Source organism: Streptomyces sp. NPDC003635, from assembly GCF_053587635.1.
In genome coordinates this window covers 25990-42781 of sequence record NZ_JBSFOK010000022.1, presented here as the reverse complement: position 1 = coordinate 42781, position 16792 = coordinate 25990, and the positions used below count along the sequence as shown (strand labels likewise).

The 16792-nt window shown below is 71.1% G+C and carries 17 protein-coding genes; 10 read left to right on the top strand and 7 right to left on the bottom strand.

Going from position 1 to position 16792, the window contains the following annotated elements; genetic code table 11:
* Positions 1 to 108 precede the first annotated feature (108 nt).
* The 3 genes from ACWDRW_RS21440 (at position 109) to ACWDRW_RS21430 (ending at position 4031) form a co-directional block, all read left to right on the top strand.
* Positions 109 to 1932 (top strand): LamG-like jellyroll fold domain-containing protein, encoded by a 1824-nt coding sequence (locus ACWDRW_RS21440; RefSeq protein ID WP_451725344.1) that lies wholly within the window; start codon positions 109 to 111, stop codon positions 1930 to 1932.
* Between the two features lie 287 nt (positions 1933 to 2219).
* Positions 2220 to 2792 carry a MarR family winged helix-turn-helix transcriptional regulator gene (locus ACWDRW_RS21435; protein ID WP_451725342.1) on the top strand — a complete coding sequence of 191 codons (573 nt, stop codon included), beginning with the start codon at positions 2220 to 2222 and terminating at the stop codon, positions 2790 to 2792.
* Positions 2793 to 3131: 339 nt separating this feature from the next.
* On the top strand, positions 3132 to 4031 hold the full coding sequence (locus ACWDRW_RS21430; RefSeq protein ID WP_451725341.1) for an aminoglycoside phosphotransferase family protein: 900 nt from the start codon (positions 3132 to 3134) through the stop codon (positions 4029 to 4031).
* Positions 4032 to 4090: 59 nt separating this feature from the next.
* On the opposite strand, the gene ACWDRW_RS21425 is transcribed toward ACWDRW_RS21430, so the two are convergent.
* Positions 4091 to 4957 (bottom strand): hypothetical protein, encoded by an 867-nt coding sequence (locus ACWDRW_RS21425; RefSeq protein WP_451725340.1) that lies wholly within the window; start codon positions 4955 to 4957, stop codon positions 4091 to 4093.
* 194 nt (positions 4958 to 5151) lie between these two features.
* Between ACWDRW_RS21425 and ACWDRW_RS21420 the strand changes: the two genes are divergently transcribed.
* Positions 5152 to 5367 carry a hypothetical protein gene (locus ACWDRW_RS21420; RefSeq protein ID WP_451725338.1) on the top strand — a complete coding sequence of 72 codons (216 nt, stop codon included), beginning with the start codon at positions 5152 to 5154 and terminating at the stop codon, positions 5365 to 5367.
* Between the two features lie 57 nt (positions 5368 to 5424).
* Here ACWDRW_RS21420 and ACWDRW_RS21415 read toward each other — a convergent pair whose 3' ends face one another.
* Positions 5425 to 6846: a cellulase family glycosylhydrolase gene (locus ACWDRW_RS21415; protein WP_451725337.1), complete on the bottom strand. Its 1422-nt coding sequence runs from the start codon at positions 6844 to 6846 to the stop codon at positions 5425 to 5427.
* Between the two features lie 185 nt (positions 6847 to 7031).
* Between ACWDRW_RS21415 and ACWDRW_RS21410 the strand changes: the two genes are divergently transcribed.
* Positions 7032 to 7319, top strand: a complete 288-nt coding sequence (locus tag ACWDRW_RS21410; protein ID WP_451725336.1) for a DUF4190 domain-containing protein — start codon at positions 7032 to 7034, stop codon at positions 7317 to 7319.
* A gap of 116 nt (positions 7320 to 7435) precedes the next feature.
* On the opposite strand, the gene ACWDRW_RS21405 is transcribed toward ACWDRW_RS21410, so the two are convergent.
* Entirely contained in the window at positions 7436 to 7870 is a 435-nt protein-coding gene (locus ACWDRW_RS21405; RefSeq protein ID WP_451725334.1) for a VOC family protein, read from the bottom strand.
* 111 nt (positions 7871 to 7981) lie between these two features.
* Here ACWDRW_RS21405 and ACWDRW_RS21400 point away from each other — a divergent pair, with 111 nt between their 5' ends.
* A complete protein-coding gene (locus ACWDRW_RS21400) occupies positions 7982 to 8410 on the top strand; it encodes a VOC family protein (protein WP_451725333.1) in 429 nt (142 codons plus the stop codon).
* Positions 8411 to 8450: 40 nt separating this feature from the next.
* A complete protein-coding gene (locus ACWDRW_RS21395; RefSeq protein ID WP_451725332.1) occupies positions 8451 to 9050 on the top strand; it encodes a hypothetical protein in 600 nt (199 codons plus the stop codon).
* 57 nt (positions 9051 to 9107) lie between these two features.
* On the opposite strand, the gene ACWDRW_RS21390 is transcribed toward ACWDRW_RS21395, so the two are convergent.
* From ACWDRW_RS21390 to ACWDRW_RS21380, 3 genes are all read right to left on the bottom strand, one after another.
* The gene (locus ACWDRW_RS21390) at positions 9108 to 10448 is read right to left on the bottom strand and encodes a ferredoxin reductase family protein (RefSeq protein WP_451725330.1); all 1341 of its coding nucleotides are present in this window, start codon (positions 10446 to 10448) and stop codon (positions 9108 to 9110) included.
* Between the two features lie 326 nt (positions 10449 to 10774).
* Positions 10775 to 11476, bottom strand: coding sequence for a 2-phosphosulfolactate phosphatase (locus ACWDRW_RS21385; RefSeq protein WP_451725328.1), 702 nt, complete (start codon positions 11474 to 11476; stop codon positions 10775 to 10777).
* Positions 11477 to 11550: 74 nt separating this feature from the next.
* Positions 11551 to 13077: an FAD/NAD(P)-binding protein gene (locus ACWDRW_RS21380; protein WP_451725327.1), complete on the bottom strand. Its 1527-nt coding sequence runs from the start codon at positions 13075 to 13077 to the stop codon at positions 11551 to 11553.
* A 70-nt stretch (positions 13078 to 13147) separates the two neighbouring features.
* On the opposite strand from ACWDRW_RS21380, the gene ACWDRW_RS21375 reads away from it, so the two are divergent.
* The 3 genes from ACWDRW_RS21375 (at position 13148) to ACWDRW_RS21365 (ending at position 15975) form a co-directional block, all read left to right on the top strand.
* The gene (locus tag ACWDRW_RS21375) at positions 13148 to 14305 is read left to right on the top strand and encodes a helix-turn-helix domain-containing protein (RefSeq protein ID WP_451725326.1); all 1158 of its coding nucleotides are present in this window, start codon (positions 13148 to 13150) and stop codon (positions 14303 to 14305) included.
* A 191-nt stretch (positions 14306 to 14496) separates the two neighbouring features.
* Complete coding sequence (locus ACWDRW_RS21370; RefSeq protein ID WP_451725324.1) at positions 14497 to 15339, top strand: alpha/beta fold hydrolase; 843 nt, start codon at positions 14497 to 14499, stop codon at positions 15337 to 15339.
* 129 nt (positions 15340 to 15468) lie between these two features.
* Positions 15469 to 15975: an SMI1/KNR4 family protein gene (locus tag ACWDRW_RS21365; protein ID WP_451725323.1), complete on the top strand. Its 507-nt coding sequence runs from the start codon at positions 15469 to 15471 to the stop codon at positions 15973 to 15975.
* A 36-nt stretch (positions 15976 to 16011) separates the two neighbouring features.
* Here the strand turns inward: ACWDRW_RS21365 and ACWDRW_RS21360 are convergent, their stop codons facing one another.
* Positions 16012 to 16686 carry a DUF4232 domain-containing protein gene (locus ACWDRW_RS21360; protein WP_451725322.1) on the bottom strand — a complete coding sequence of 225 codons (675 nt, stop codon included), beginning with the start codon at positions 16684 to 16686 and terminating at the stop codon, positions 16012 to 16014.
* Between the last annotated feature and the right edge of the window lie 106 nt (positions 16687 to 16792).

The window sequence follows — 16792 nt, the reverse complement described above, 5'->3', positions numbered from 1 at the left end:
AACACCATATATTGGACGTGGGATGTCCAGGTGAACTCACAAAATGAAGGGCCGTCCATGGCGTTGAAGCCACGCGCACGTCTGAGAGCCAACCTCACCGTAGGCGTCATGGCGACCGCGGCCATCCTCCCGGGGCCGGCACAAGCCCAACCCGGCAAGGCGGCGCCGCTGTTCGAGCAGCAGGTCATCTTCAGGGCGTCCGAGGATCCGGGCTACGCGTGCTTCCGGATCCCGGCGATCGTGCGAACCACCCAGGGCACCCTCCTCGCGTTCGCCGAGGGCCGCGTCGACACCTGCGGTGACGCGGGGGACATCGACATCGTACTGAAGCGCTCGACGGACGGTGGCCGCTCCTGGGGACCGCTCCAGGTGGTCAGCGAGGGCGGCGGTGACACGCACGGCAACCCGGCTCCGATCGTGGACCGCAGGACCGGCCGCATCCTGCTCCCCCAGGCCCACAACCCGCCGTCCGCGACCGGCGAAAGCTGCGACGCCCCCTGCGACCGCAGGCCCCATCTGCAGTACAGCGACGACGACGGCCGCACCTGGTCCGAGCCGCGCGACCTGAGCGCGCAGATCATGCCCCCGCACTGGAACTCCTGGTACGCCACCGGCCCCGTGCACGGCATCCAGCTCAACCGCGGCAGCAGAGCCGGCCGCCTGGTCTTCACCGTCAACGCCGAGACATGGAACGGCAGCCGCGTCACGGCCAATCACGCGGCCCTCATGGTCAGCGACGACGGCGGCGACACCTGGCGGCGGGGCGCCACCGACTCCTGGCCCGTCGCCGCCGACGGCACCTTCCGCCAGAAGCCGTCCGAACTCACCCTCACCGAGCGCACCGACGGCGCCATCCTGGTCAGCGGGCGCGAGCAGGACGGCACCGACCTGGGCCATCGCACCCAGGCCGTCAGCCAGGACGGCGGCGACAGCTTCACCGGGCGGTTCCAAAGCCTTCCGGGCCTGTACACACCGCAGGTCCAGGGCTCGATCCTGGTACTGGGCAACCGCGTCCTGCTGTCCTGCCCCGGCGATCCCGACCGCCGCCGGACCATGATGATCCGCTCCTCCTACGACGGCGGCGCCACCTGGGAGAGCGCGGACCGCGGCACCGTGGTGAGCCGGGACTGGGCCGGGTACTCCGACCTGGTGCACATCGGCGGCAGCGTGGTGGGGCTGATGTACGAGGGCGGCACCGTCGACGCCCGCGACGAGATCCGCTTCGCCCGCCTGAACGAGGAACGGCTCACCTCGCGCCGCGGCCCCGACCCGACCACGGCCGACGGCGCCTCGACGGCCAGGCCGGCGAGCGTCCTGGGCGGCGCCTCTCCCACGGACGGCGTCTTCGGCAAAGCCCTGGCCTTCGACGGCACCGACGACGCCGTGCGCCTGCCCTACCGCACCCAACTCCCGCTCGACACAGCGGACTTCACCGCATCCCTGTGGTTCCGCTACACCAGGACCACGGGCGAGCAACCCCTCCTGTGGGTGGGCGGCATCGGCGCCACCCAGCCCCAGTTCTGGCTGCGCGGCGAACCGGCGAACAACCGGCTGCGCGGCCTGATGACGGTGCGCAGCGGCCCGATGTCCCGCTGGTCGACGTCCATCAGCACCACCACCGCCTACAACGACGGGCGATGGCACCATGTCGCGCTGCGCCGCGGCGGCGGACAGCTCACCCTGTTCGTCGACGGCCGGCCGATCAGTTGGGCGGACGTGCCCGGATCCGTCAGCGACACCTCGCCGTTCGGCGTCCACATCGGCCAGCGCATGGACGGCCGGGCCTTCTTCTCGGGCAGCATCGACGAGGTCCGCGTCTGGAACCGGGCCCTGACCGCTGACGAACTCAACCGCGTACGCCGGACGAACTCCGGCCCCACCTCAGGCACCGTCATGCGGCTGCCCCTGGACCAAGTGGCGGCCGGCGGCTGACGTCCCTGGTGGCGCAGGTGACGCAGTCCTGTTGGTCTCGCGGGAAGCGCACGAGGAAGGCAGCCGGCTCGATGGGATGATCGCGCCGGCGGCGCCGTAACGCCTGCCCCCTGCCCCGCCCTTGAGCGAGACCTCCGCCTCGGCACCCGAGCACCAGGGCCGGGAACCGCAAGGCGCGGAGATCCGCGGACCGGGGCAGCCGCCTCCCGGTCCGTACAATTTGAGGCCGAACGACCATGCGGCGCCCCCCTGCCGCACGGTCCCGCGCCGACCTTGGAGGAGCCGCCGTGCCCGGTCAGCGATCGATCACCGCAGCCGAGAAGCTCGCCTCGGCCAAGCTCGGGGGCATCCCGATCCGCCGGGAGCAGATGGCGGCCGTCGCGAACATCTACCGGGCCGCCTCGGCGGTGCGCCAGCATCTGGAGAACTCCGTGCTGCGCGGCTCGGACCTGACCTGGACGGCGTTCGTGGTGCTGTGGGTCGTGTGGGTGTGGGGCGAGTCGGAGACCCGGCACGTGGCCGAGGAGGCCGGGATCTCCAAGGGCACGCTGACGGGCGTGGTGCGGACCCTGCAGTCACGCGGGCTGCTGCGCCGCGCCGACCACCCCACCGACGGCCGCCTGGTCCTGCTGAACCTGACGGACGAGGGCGAGGACCTCATGCAGCGGCTCTTCCCCGAGTTCAACGAGGAAGAGGCCTTCGTGACCGCCCGCCTCAGCGACTCCGAGTGCCGAGGGCTCGCGGAGTCGCTGCGCAGCGTGGTGCTCCAGGTCGAGGAGCGGGGTGAGGAGCGCCGTACGGCCCTGATGGGCGGCGCTCCGCCCGCCCCGCGGCGCAGCGGGAGGCGGGCACGGGGCTGACCGGCCCCCGCTGGGGACACACGCCCGTCAGCCGCGAAGGCGCGCGGCCTCCATCACCGCGTCGAACAGCCGCTGTTGTACGGGTCCTTGGGGGCGCCAAGGCCGTCTTGCGGTGCGCCTCCGGCAATCGCGACGAGGTGGTCTTCGACAACCCCTACGACTTCGCCGGCACCGAAATCCGCACGGTGTGCGAGGAGCTGCCGGTGTCGGTGATCGTGGCATGACGGGCGCCCGGGCGGCCGCCCGGGCGGCAAACTCGGTCGACAGGCGGCACCGCGAGGCACTGTGATGACTCCAGGCGCCCGCCGCACGGAGCGCGGGCCGGCCACAGGAGCGCCCTTGCCGACCGAGCCCACCGCGGACACCCGCCCCCACATCGACGAGGCTCTGGTCCGACGCCTGGTCGACACCCAGTTCCCGCAGTGGCGGGACCTGCCCCTGAAGCTCCTCGACCCGGCCGGCTCCGACCATGTGATCCACCGGCTGGGCGAGGAGCTGTCCGTCCGGCTGCCCCGTCACGCCGGAGCCATCGGGCAGGCCAGGAAGGAAGCCCACTGGCTGCCCCGGCTCGCCCCCCACCTCCCCCTCGCCATCCCGATACCGGTGGAGGTGGGCGAGCCCAGCCTCGGCTATCCGTGGCCGTGGGCGGTCTCCCGCTGGCTGGACGGCGAGGCGGCGACCGTAGAGACACTGGAACACTCCACCAGGGCGGCCACGGAACTGGCCCAGTTCCTCACCGCACTGCAGCAATGCACACCCGCGGAGATCCCCGCCGCAGACAGCCAAGAGGACCTCACCGGTAGCCCGCTGGCCGACCGCCACCAGACGACACGGGCCGCCATCGCCGAGGTCGACGGCGTGTTCGATGCCGCGGCCATGACCGAACTGTGGGAAGCCGCGCTGAGCGCCCCCGCATGGGGACGCTCCCCGGTCTGGTTCCACGGCGACTTCCACACCGGCAACCTGCTGACCGTGGACGGCCGCATCAGCGCCGTCATCGATTTCGGGGGACTGGGCATGGGTGACCCGGCCTGCGACCTGATGATCGCCTACACCCTCATGTCGGCCGAGAGCCGAGCCGTCTTCCGCGAGACACTCGGCGTGGACGACGCCACGTGGCTGCGAGGGCGCGGCTGGGCGCTGGCCACCGGACTGAACGCGTACACCTACTACGCCGCTGTCAGCCCCCGCGTCGCCGCGCAGACCACCCGGCAGATCAACCAGGCCCTGATCGGCTGACGCTCTCGCACGCGGTGAGCCCGCCGCCCCTGTGGCGCGCCGGGCTCACCGCGCCCACGTCACGGTGAGGTCGAGGCATCGTCGTACACGCCCTGGAACGCGCCGACGACGAGGACCACGACACCCGCCAGGACGGCCAGACCGAAGAGCAGGACGCCGAGGGCGAACACGGTGTCCCAGAGCTTGCGGCCCCAGGAGTGACAGACCGCGGCGGTGGCGGGTTTCGCCGGGTGGTAGGAGATCGGCACGGTCGCGGCGCTTCCCTTCACGTATATGCGACGGACCGCACCACTCGTGTCCGTGTACGTGTAGTTCCCGGACCTACCGAGCAGGTCGCTGGTGTCCGAGGCACGGACCGCCTCCACGGTGATGCCGTATCGGGGCAGGTACCACTGCTCGTATGCGAGCCACATCCCCCCGACCCCGACCGCGGCGATGGCCGCGGCGAAGGGTCCCGCGATCGCGACCATCACCCCCACGGCCCACCTGCCCGCGTTCCCGCCGCTGATCCCCATGGCCACCGCGAGTGCGACGAACCCGAGGACGACGGCGATCCCGCCGCGCTTCGCCCACCGCGCGCGCCGCTCACCCACCGACTCGGTGACCGCCTCGACGGTGACCAGCGCCGAGCCGTCGACCGCCTCGGCGTCCTGCGCGCGCGGGGGTAGAGAGCCGGTGACTGCGGACGCGAAAACGTGCGCGGAGGCGGCGCTGACCCCGTCCAGCCGGTGCACGGCGGGCACCGCCCCGCCGAGCGCGGTGAGTTCGACGGCGACGGCTCGCCCCTCCGCGCGGATCCGCCCGATCGCCGCGAACGGGATCCGCACTTCCTCGGTGCTCCGCCGCAGCACCAGTGCGTCGCCGTCGCACCGCAGCACGGCGCCTCGGTGACCACGCAGGACGGGAAGAGGAGAAGAGATCGACATGGGCATGATCATAGAAGCTGCATCGGCCCTTACCCGCCTGTACCGACGGTTTGATGAGGAACACGGCCGGCCTCACTTGCGGGGCAGTTCCAAGAGGCCAACGGGGTGTTCTCCCGGCGGTGTCGGGCGGTCGGCCCGACACCGGTCGGCCATGCTGGAGCACGCCCCCTCCCTTTCGCGACAAGGAGCGCTCCATGGTCATGGACACGGTCGGACGATTCCTGACAGCCCTGGACCCGGAGCAGCGCGAGGCCATCGGTGCCAAGCCGCGCCAGGAGCAGGAGCGCCTCGCGGCGGCCTGGGAACGGGAACTGGAGGCGGACGACGAACTCGACACCCTCGACGAGTTGTCACCGCCCGCGGCGGAGGCCGAGGCGGCCCGGCGCGTCCTGGAACGCGAAAGCGAGTAGCAACGCGCCGCCACAGCAGCCCTGACGTGCGTACCGCAAGGGTTCGCTCCGCAGGAGTCAGCGCGGGGTGACCGTCACCGTCACCTCGGCGCCCCGGCGTGCGTGGACGCGGGCAATGGCCGAGCGGTCGGCCGGTAGGACCGGGGTGGGTGTGGTCGCGGGGCCGGTGACCGAGATCCGCCAGCCGCCCGGGCGCGACGGTACGCGGATCTCGGTGACGCCGTGACCGGCGCGGTAGACAAGGTGGTAGGTGCCGGTCTCGGGGGTGTGGTGCTCGGCGGTGACCGTTCCGGCGACGGCTTCTGCGTACGGACTGGCCGTCCGGTCCTTGTTCGGCCGTAGCGCGCCCGTGCCGTCCAACGCGCAGTAGCCGCCCCCGTAGCACCAGACATAGCCCGCCCAGCCGGAGGTGTAGCGGGCCAGGGACTCGAGCGCGTCGCGATAGAAATGGCCCATGTTGGGAAGGCCGTTGTTGAGCGGGCCCCACTCCCCCACCACCACTGGCACGCCGTACTGCCGGGGGTAGACGGTGACGGCCGCCTCGTAGGCCTCGATCCAGCCCGCGGCCGGGTCGTAGTCGGCCCCGGCCTCCATGGCCGTGTTGTAGAAGTGCGGCGCGTACACCGTCTTGGGATCGTCGACGCGGCCCAGTGCCGTCGGCATGCCCTCGCCCACGATCGGAGTGGGCTCGAAGAAGATCCAGGCGTCCCGGTCGACCGAGCGGACGGCGTCCGCCAGCCGGTTGTACATCGGGGTCAGCTGCTCGGCCTCGATCCGGGCCGCCGCGCCGGGCAGGTCCTCGCCGGGGCGCAGTTCACCCATCGGCTCGTTGATCAGGTCGTAGCCTAGTACGGCCGGATGGTGGGCGAAGCGCCCTGCCAGGACCCGCCACATGTCGGCCTGCGCGCGCCGCAGGTCGCCGTCCTCGTACAGGTGCGTGAACGCCCGCTGCACGGCGGGCTCGAAGTACTCCGCGAACCAGTCCTCGGGGTGCGGGGTGAACGGCAGCCCGTCCGTCCTGGTCGCCCACGCGGGGACACCTCGGTGGCCGAAGGCCGGCCCGAACACGTCCTGGTGGGCGTCGATCAGCACCCGCACCCGGTACTTGTGGGCCCAGTCCAGTACGCGGTCGATCCGGCGCAGATACCTCTCGCTGTACGTGCCGCGCTCGGGCTCGAGGTCGTCCCAGAACACCAGCAGCCGGGCGAAGTTGAAGCCGTTGGCGTGGAGATCTCGGAAATGGCGCTCGGTGATGGCGGACAGCGCCTGCTCGCCGCTGTGGGTCTTGTCCTCGACGTTCCACCCGCGCAGGGTCAGCGTCCGGCCACGTTCGTCCGTGATCCGGGGAATGTCCGCGGCGTGCGGTGCGTCGGCGTTCCTCGCGGCCTCCCCGGCACCGTCCGCGGTGCCCGCTTGGGCTTGGGTCCCCGCTCCGAGCAGGACAGCGCAGACGAGCGCGGCGAACAGGCGTCGGTGCATGGACGGGCCTCCGGCAGCTCGAAAGCATGGGCACCGCACATCACACCAGCACAACTGACGCCCCATCAAGGGCACCTTGGACGCCCAGGCATGGGAACACTTCGACGGGGCATTCGGAAAAGGCACTCAACAGTAAGGAATCTGCGGTCCGTCAGGTCCGCACGACCGACAATCGGGAGTGTCCCATGACGAGTTATGGTGGTTCCTCTGCCGCGGCCCCCAGGTCGCGCACCAACGGTCTGGCAATCGCCAGCCTGTGCTGCGGGATCGTCGGGCTGTTCTTCCTGAACATCGTTCTGGGCCCCTTGGCCATCGTTTTCGGCGCCGTCGCACGTCGGCAGGCTGCCGTGAAGAACGGTGCGGGCATGGCGAAAGCCGGCATCATCCTCGGCGTCATCGACGTCGTTCTGTGGATAGTGCTGCTGATCGTCGCCGCCAGTAATGGCGGATTCAGCTGGTACGTGGGCGGCTGAGGACTGCCCTCCGCCGTCCCGAGGCAAGGCGGCCACGGCCCGCGACATCGCGGGCCCGTCCGTCGCCACCCCTGTTCAGGGACAACTGCCCTCTTGCGTCGTCGGCCGGCGAACGCTCAGTCGACACAGAACTCGTTGCCCTCGATGTCCTGCATCGAGATGCAGGATTCGTTCTCCTCGTCGGCAGGCAGCACTTGCACGAGCACCGCGCCGAGCGCGATCAGTCGTTCGCTTTCGGCCTTGAGCGTGGCCAGGCGTTCTTCTCCCACCAGTCCGGTGCCGACCCGCACGTCGAGATGCACCCGGTTCTTGGCGGCTTTCCCTTCGGGAACGCGCTGAAAGTACAGTCGCGGGCCCACGCCTGAGGGATCAACGCAGGCGAACCACGAATCCAGTTCCTCGGGCGGCTGCGCGCTTTTGTATTCGTCCCAGGTGGCAAACCCTTTCGGTGGCGGCGGCACGACATACCCCAACACCTCGCACCAGAAACGGGCTACACGTTCAGGTTCCGCGCAGTCGAAGGTGACCTGGAATTTCCTGATCGATGACATCGGGCCACCGTAGCAGCGCGGGCCTTTGCCGTTCATTTCCATTTGTGCGACCGGCGGCTGGAGCAGACCGGCAAGACCTGGTGAGCCGGACGGCCTTGGTAGGGTGCGCCGATGCCCTCGATCAAGCAGTTCCAAGTCACCTTCGACTGCGCGGAACCCGAGCGTCTCGCTCGCTTCTGGTGTGAGGTGTTGGGGTACGTCGTACCGCCGCCGCCGGAGGGATGTGCCACGTGGGACGAGTTCAGGCGCTCCCTGCCGTCGGAGGAGCAGGACGCGTGGTTCGCCTGCGTCGATCCCTCAGGCGTGGGCCCGAGGTTGTACTTTCAGCGTGTTCCCGAAGGGAAAGCCGCCAAGAACCGGGTCCATCTCGACGTGCGGGTCGGCACCGGACTGGTGGGAGAGGAACGGCTCGCCGCCCTCGAAGCCGAGTGCGCGCGCCTGATCCCGCTCGGCGCGGTGCACGTCCAGACGCTGTACGACGGCAATGACGCGTGCATCCCGATGCTGGACATCGAGGGCAACGAGTTCTGTATCGACTGAGCGGCACGAGGGCGTCTCGTGACGACGAGCCAGGGGGAACATGGGGCTGGTCTACGGCTACGAAGTCTATCTGCGCCCGCGGAATGTCGCCCGGGCGTTGGCCGAACTGGCCAGGCTGGCCCCGCCGGCTCGTGCCGTAGCGCCGCTCGAAGTCACCCTGCCCGGCGGTGGGCGGCTTCTCCTCCCGTTCACGTCCCGCTTCGAGAGAGACCCGGTCGACTGCTCCACGAGCGGCAGGCTCGAACTCGACATGTCCCTCATGGTCGACGTCGACGACACACTGCGCGAGTATGCGCGGACGGGCGGCCCCGAGCCCGACGCGGACGGCCGCCTCCAGATCGGGTACATCTACGCCACGGTCAGGTTCGCGTCCTCCCTGCACCCTGACTACGCGTCGGTGGAATGCTGGGCCGCGACGTCGGGGATGAGCCGCTTGTTCGCGCAGTCGGGCAGCGTGAGAAAGGTGTTCACCGACCTCGCCGCCGACAGCGGCGCAGTGTGTTGCCTGTTCGACACCGGCGACGGGGCCCCCGAGCAAGTGGTCTGGCTAAGGGGCGAATCAGTCCAGGAGACGTTCCCCGGCCCCCGTTTCCCAGATCGACAGGCGCTTGTGGCGGCCTGGTCCGCCCCTGCGAAGTGAGCATCCGCTCGCGTCCTTGCGAAGCACCCCTGGGCATCCGGGCCGTCGCCGTGCGCCTCAGGCCATGCCGAACCGCTCCGAGTGCACCTGCCGCGTGGGCACTCGCAGGTCCCGCAGAGCGGCGAGCACGGCGGCGGTCATGGCCGGCGGACCGCACACGTACACGTCGCGTTCGGTGATGTCCGGGACCAGCTGCCGCAGGGCGCCCGGACCGAGCGGCGGGACGCCTGACTCGCCGGTCCTGCCGGTGAGCAGGTGCAGCCGTCCGCCCCGCTGCGCGACCAGGTGGCGCACCTCGTTCAGCAGCACCGCGTCCCCCTCGCTCCGCACCCGGTAGAGCACGACGACATCGCCGCTCCCCTGTTCCTCCACCAGGGCCCGCACGGGCGTGATCCCCACACCACCGGCGATCAGCAGGGCGCCGGGCTTCGATCGGTGCAACGACGTGAACGCCCCGTACGGCCCTTCGACGAAGGCACGGCTGCCGGCCGGGACGTTCCGCAGACCGGCGCTGGTGCCGCCCACCGCCTTGGCCGTCAGACGCAGGCCCTGTCCGCCCGGCGCCGCCGACAGGGAGAAGGGGTTGGCGGTCCACCAGCCGTTGTGCCCGGGAAACCGCCAGATGCAGAACTGTCCGGCCCGGGCGGGGAACTTGTCCAGGTGCCGTCCGCTCACGTACACCGAGACCGCGTTCAGCGACTCCGGCACCACGGCGACGACGCGGAAGCGGTGGTAGGCGTTGCGCCACAGCGGCACGGCGATCCGCCCGGTCAGCAGCGCACCGAACGCGAACAGCCACAGGCACCACCAGTAGGCCGTGGCGAACGCGGAGGCGGTGAAAGTCGTCGTCTCCTGCAGCTGATGGACGAAGGCCAGCCCCAGCGCCACGTAGAGCAGCAGGTGCAGCCCGTGCCACACCTCGTACTGCAGCCGACGCCGCACCGCCCGCGTGGAGACCACTCCGATCACGACGATGACGGCCGCGGCGAGCATGCCCAGCAAAGAGGCCGGAACCCCGCTCAGCGCGACGAACGTCTTCCCCATGGAGGTGTCGTCGAGTGTCGCGAATCCCAGCACCACCAGCGTGGCGTGGGTCAGGATCGTCCACAGCAGGGCGAATCCGACCCAGCGGTGCCACACCGTGAGCCGGTCCATGCCGATACGCCGGTCCAGCCAGGGCAGCCGGGCCACCAGCAGCAGTTGAAACATGATCAGCAGGGCCGCGTGCAGCCCGAACCATTTCGCCACCGTGAGCACGTCGTTCTTGCCCTCGCCGGCGCTGAGGAACAGCGCCTCGACGACCGCCACGTTGACGATGACGAACGCCCACATCACCCGGCGCGCCGCATCCACCGGCAGCACCGTACTCACCCGCACCGTGTCACTCGCCGCCATCATGGCCGCCCCCCCTCCCCCGAGGCCGCATGACTCACGGCCCGTGTGCGCAAAGCCCATGAAGACCAAGGAATCCGGCAAAATGCGAACCTCGATCGGGTAAGGATACGGCTCGCGAACCCAATCCGTTCAGGCCGTGAGCGCCCTTCTCACGGCCACTCGTGGCGCGGGCGGCCGACGGGGATCGCGAGGAGCCCTCCCGCGCCGGTGGACGGTGCACGGCCGGCCGGCCTTCGCTTGAGGCCGAACCGGTCGCTGACCGTGACGCCGGTCGCCGGCGCAACCGGCCGGGGCGGCTTCACCGGGCATCCGCGGGGAGGGGGTGAAGCTCAGACCGGGTCCTGGTCCGTCGCCAGAGGCATCGGGTGGGGCCGCAGGACCATAAGTGATTCCTCCAAGGCCGCCACCATGGCGAAGGGGAACCGGTCGACTTCGAGACACAGGGCGACGTCATCGGGATGGACGCCCTGGCGCACCCCCTGCGCCAGTTCGGCGGCGGCGCGTGACGTCGCGGCGCGGCGGAGGAAGGCAGCCGCGTCCGCGCCGGGATCGGCGGCTCTGAGAGCGATGTACTGCGCACACGCCAGATCCTCTTCGGCCTGTCCGCCCTCGCCGGTGACCACGAACGTCACCTTGTCGCCCCCGCGCGTCCGCAGAAGCCGAGCCGTGGCCCCCGCCACCACGAAACCGGCGCACAGCACGAGCGGCGCCTCCTGGACGGCGAGGGCGCCGACCGTCCCCGCCGTGGTCTTCTGCACGACGGTTCGGCCGTCAAGGTCGGCGGACCGCAGCAGGCCCGGCGAGTTGACCAGGTCGAACCCGGGCGCGGGCGGACCGTCCTTGAGCGCCACCCACTCCGGGTGACGGGCCTTCAGCGCCAGAGCGCCGTCCAGCGACTCGGCGAGAACGATCTTCTCCGCTCCCTGGCCGAAGGCCCAGGCAGCCACCGTAAAGGCACGCATGACATCGACGACGACGGCCACGGACGGGACTTCGACCAGATCGGCGATACCAAGGAAACGAGAGTCCATTCCGAGCATGATCGCGCACACCCCACCCGACGCACCCAGGCAGTGACACGCATCACATCGGCATGCCGAGCACCTCAGGCCGTCCGCAGGGCTTCAGCGGCGTCCGCCGCCTGGGCGGCGACGCCGAGCAGGCTGGAGGTGATGAACGAGCCGCCCCCGGTCAGATCGCCGACCACCTGCACGCGGGGGTCGGCGGGGGTCAGGCCGCCGGACGGGTGGAGCGTGGCCAACCCGGCGGCGACCAGGGACTGGACCAGGTGGTGTGCGGTGGCGGGGACGGCCCGCGGGGGCGGGTTCACGGCGTTGATGACGAACTCCGCGGTGTGTTCGCTGTCGTCGCATCGCACTCTGAACCGCCCGCTGACGGGCTCGATCCCGCGGACGCGGGATGTGACGGCGAGCTGGCCGGAGTCCAGCAGCCGCATCAGGACGAGGGCGTTCACCGGAACCATCGGCGACGCCACGCTGACGGCCGTACGCAGACGGCGGCGCAACCGGGCGCGGTCGGACTCGGGCAGCAGCCGCCACACGTACGGACCGACACTGTGTGCCGTCTGCTGCAGCACGCGGCGCCCGATCCGGGCGTCGTCGACGGCGGCGATCTGCCGCCGGAGCCGCCGGACCGGGTCCTCCTGCTCGGTGGCGAGCAGTTCGGCCGCGAACTCGTCGAAGTCCTCCCCGGCCTCGGCCAGTTCCGCGCGCAGCAGCCCGATGAGGTCGTCGAGCGCGACCCGGCCCCGCGCCTGGTGCAGCTCCGCCACGCGTTCGACGGTCACGTGGCGTGGGCGCCGGCCGTCCGGGCGCTGCCAGACATGCGGCAGCACTCCGCTGCGCGACAGGAGCGTGATCCGCCCCCGGTGCCCGCGGGCGGCGAGCGCCACGACGACGTCCACGGCGGTCAGTCCGGCGCCGATGACCGCCACGTCGCCGTCGACGGGGATGCGGCCGAGGGTGTCGGACAGCGGGTAGGGGTCGGCCGTGAAGCCCGGGTTGCCCGCGAGCCCGTACAGGTCCGGGGGTGTCCCTCCGCCCACGCACAGCGCCAGATGCGTGGCCTCGAACTCCCCTGTGTCGTGCGTGCGCAGCACGAGCCGGGCTCCGCGGCGGGCTGCCCCGGTCACGCCGGCGGACACGACGCGCACCACCCGGCCCCGCTCGCCCAGGGCCGCGACGGCCTTCTCGGCGGTGTGCGCCAGATACTCGCCGAAGAGCGCCCGCGGGACCAGTGGCTGCCCCAGGAACTCGTCCACGTGACCTGCGCCGCGCTCGCCCAACCAGGCCGCGTAGTGGCCGAAGTCGCCGCGCCGGATCGACATCAGGGCGGGAGGCGTGTTCACCAGCACCGAGTCCAGGTCCGGGCCGTACGGCCGGCCCCGCCACAGGTGGGGCGAGGGCTCGAAGACCGTGATCGTACCGGCCCCGCCTTCCTCGGCGCCCTCTCCGGCGGCCAGCGCGTCCAGCAGGCCGACCGCTGCCGAGCCGCCTCCGACAATCGCGATGTCCATGATCTCCCTTTGGTGGTGGTCGAGTTGTACGTCGTCGAGCCTGGTCAATGCCGCCGCCGAACCCCATCCCCCGTGCACGGGGCGGTCGGTGGGCACGACCCCCCTCAGATGAGGGGTTGGCGTCCAGCAGTGATCCGGGCAGGCTGACCGGCGGAGGGGGACGCACATGACTGATCCATCACGAGCGGTGCTGTCGGCCGCCGAACGGGCCGTCGACGCGGTGGAGTTGTTCAGCCAGGCCTCGGCCGGGCTGCGGCGGCTGGTGCCCCACGACTCGGCCGTATGGACGGCGGCCGACCCGGAGACGGGGCTGATCACGGCCCCGATGCTGACCGAGAACCTCGGCTCCGGTGAGGGTTGTGCCGCCTACTGGGAGAGCGAACTCCTGGAAGAGAACGTCGTCCCGTTCCGCGAACTGGCCCGCGCGCCCGTACCAGCCGCGACGTTGCGCGCCGCAACCGGCGATCTGCCCGCCCGCAGCGCCCGCTTCCGGCGCCTCCTGCGCGGCCAGGGCGTCCACGACGAACTGCGCGCGGTGCTACGGATCGGCGACCGCCCATGGGGCCTGGTCAGCCTCTTCCGCGCCACCAACGCGTTCGGTACGGCCGAACTCACCCTGCTCGCCGACCTGTCCCGCCCGCTCGCCGCCAGGCTGCGCAGCCTCGCCAGGCCCTCCCCCACCACACCCCCGGCGCACTCACCCGCGCCCGGCCTGGTCTTCTTCGACGAGTCGGGCGAGGCCACGTCGGTCAACGACGAGGCACGGCACTACCTCGCACTGCTGCCGAACGGGCCGTCCTTCCCCTCACCCCTGGGACTGAATCTGCCCATCTGGGTGATCGGCACCGCCCTCCAGGCACGGGCCATCGCCGACGGCCGCGACCACGGCCACGCCCGGGTGCGCATCCGCACCACCGAGGGCCAGTGGCTGAACTGCCATGCCTCCACCCTCACCGGCGTCGGCGGCCGCCCCGGCCCGGTGGCCCTCGTCATCGAGCCCGCCGCACCCACCGAACTCGCGGTGCTGGTCGCCGAGGCCTACAGCCTGACACCGCGAGAACTCCAGATCACCCAGCTCATCGCACGCGGCCTGACCACCGCCGAGATCGCCACGGCGCTGTTCATCTCCCCGCACACGGTCCGCGACCACATCAAAGCCGTCTTCACCAAGACATCCGTCTCCAGCCGCGGCGAACTCGTCGCCCGCGTCTTCACCGAGCACTACTGGCCCGCCCTGCCGGAACCGACCCCCCTCGACCAGCCCGGCCGACCCGCGGCCCACGCCCGGATCAGGCGGCCGGGACATGGCCCTGCCGACCGATAGTGGTCGCCCATGGACGAGGGCGAAGTCGTCGGCGGGGTACCGGCAGATACTTCGCGGAGAGCGATGAGTTCGCGCAGTGGATCGGGTCTCGTCTGTCGTGACTGGAAATGTGCCGCACCCGCGATGCAGCGGAGCATGCCCACGACATCGAACGCGGCGCACCTGACCGACAACCGTTCTCCGGAGATCCCATGACCACGGTCAAGGCCAACGACATCGCATTGGGTATCGAGTCGTTCGGCGACGACGGCGCGCCGCTCGTCCTGCTCGCAGGCGGCACGACGATGCTCTCCTGGCCCGACGCGCTCTGTGAGCGCCTTGCCGCGGGCGGGCGCCGCGTGGTGCGCTACGACCTGCGCGACAGCGGGGAGTCGACCACGGCGGACCCGAACGCGCCCGCCTACACCTTGCGGGACCTCGCCGCCGACGCGGCCGCTCTCGCCGACGCACTCGGCGGTAAACCCGCCCACCTCGCGGGGATCGGCGTCGGCGGAATGGTCGCCCAGGTGGCGGTGCTCGACCATCCGGGAGCCTTCTCGGCACTGACCCTGGCCGGCACCCGGCCGGTCGCGCCCGGCCCGCCCGATGACGACCTCCCCGATCATGACCAGGCGACGATGCGCCGGCTGTTCGCGCATCCGATGCCCGATTGGACCGACCGCGAGGCGGTGGCGGAGTTCGCCGCCCTCGGCGCGGACATCCTCGGCGACGACCCCGACGCGGAACGCGAGCGCGCCGCACGCGTCTGGGACCGCACACCCGGCACCGCCCCCGCGGTCCACATGGCCAACCAGCTGGGGATGGTGTTCTCCCGGCTCGACTGCACACCGCGCTGGCGGGAGCGGCTGCCCGAGGTCGCCGTCCCCACGCTCGTCGTCCACGGCCGCCACGACCGCTTCTTCCCCGTCGGCAACGGCGAGGCACTCGCCCGCGACATCCCCGGCGCACGCCTGCTGGTCCTGGAGTCGGCCGCCACCGCCCTCCCCGATACGGCGGCCGACGAGGTCGCCGAGGCGATGCTCGCCCTCGGGTAGAGGACTGCGCGCACCGACGCCACGAAGACGTGGCATCACCACTCGGGGAGCCGAGAGCCACTGGGTCATTGCTACGGTCAGGCGATGGGCGGCTGGGACGAGAGCGTCGTACGCACACGGATACAGGCGATGGCAGCAGCGGACCCGCGCCGGGAGCGTTTCGGCGCGGCGACGCACCGGTACGAGCTGGCACCTCGGCTCCCGGAGGCGGAGATCAGGGCGTTCGAGGAGGGCCACGGTGTCGATCTGCCGGTGGAGTACCGGTCTTTCGTCGCGGAGGTGGGCAACGGACCCGCGGGCCCCGGCCACGGGCTGATGCCGTTGACGTCCCCCCGCCCCGAGGCGGACGACGACTGGGCCGTGGACGACGAATGGCGGGAAGACCGCCTACCGGGCCGACTCGCCGAACCCTTCCCCCTCATGGCCCCCGCCCTCGGCCGGCTCGGCGGCCGGGCCGACGCCCTGACCCGGGGCACCCTCACGCTGGCCGAGCAGGGCTGCGGAATCTTCGTCCGGCTCGTCCTGAACGGCCCTCGGACCGGCGAGGTCTGGCAGATCGACCCGGACTGGGGCGGCTTCGTACCGATCAGCACCGACTTTCGCACCTGGTACACCGACTGGCTGGAGAGCGAGTGAAGGGACCCGGATCCAGCCGCGTTCCGCCGGGCCGCCTCAGTAGGTGAGCGCGTCCTCGGCCGTACCGAAGAAGCTGGTGACCTGACCGTCGTTGACCGTGACGGGACCGTCGTTGATCGGCACCGTCGCCGGGCTCTCCGCCGCGGTCAGCGCGACTTCCACGTCCTCGGCGCTCTTGCCGCCCGCGGTGTCGGCCTTCGAGAACATGATCCCGGCGTAGGCGCGCTCCCCGTCCTCCAGCATCCAGTCCGTGCCCTCAGGACCCATGTGCTCGGCGGCGCCGTCGAGTCCGGGAATCGTGATGACGAGCTCGTTCGCAGGCAGCAGACACGGGTCGCCGCTCGTGTTGGTCGCCGTCAGCAGCGCGTGGTTGACCGGCCTGGACGCGACCGTGACGTCGTAGCTCAGGTCCGACGTCTCACACATCCCCACTCCCCCGTCCTGACCGTCTCCGGAGTCGGGCGTCGAGGACGGCGTGGCGCCAGCCCCGCCGGAGGTGCTGCCGCTGTCGCTGCCGCCGTCCTCCGGGGCGGCCGTCGAGGGCGACTCGGTGCCCTTGTCAGCACCCGCGGGAGACGCGCTCGCGGGGGCGCTCGGCGCGGCCCCGTCCGTCTCCGAGCCGCCTTCGCAAGCGGTCAGCGCCATGACGCCGAACGACAGAGCGGCGACCACGGCAGCGGTGCGGCGGCGTGAACGAAGAGTGTGAGCCATGAGAAGTCCCCCGGGAGTCGGTGTGTCCCGGTGATATTGCCTCATGGCAGCGGTGTTTCCGCCCCTTCACATCGACAGGGGTCCGTCTGCGCACACGTTTGTGACA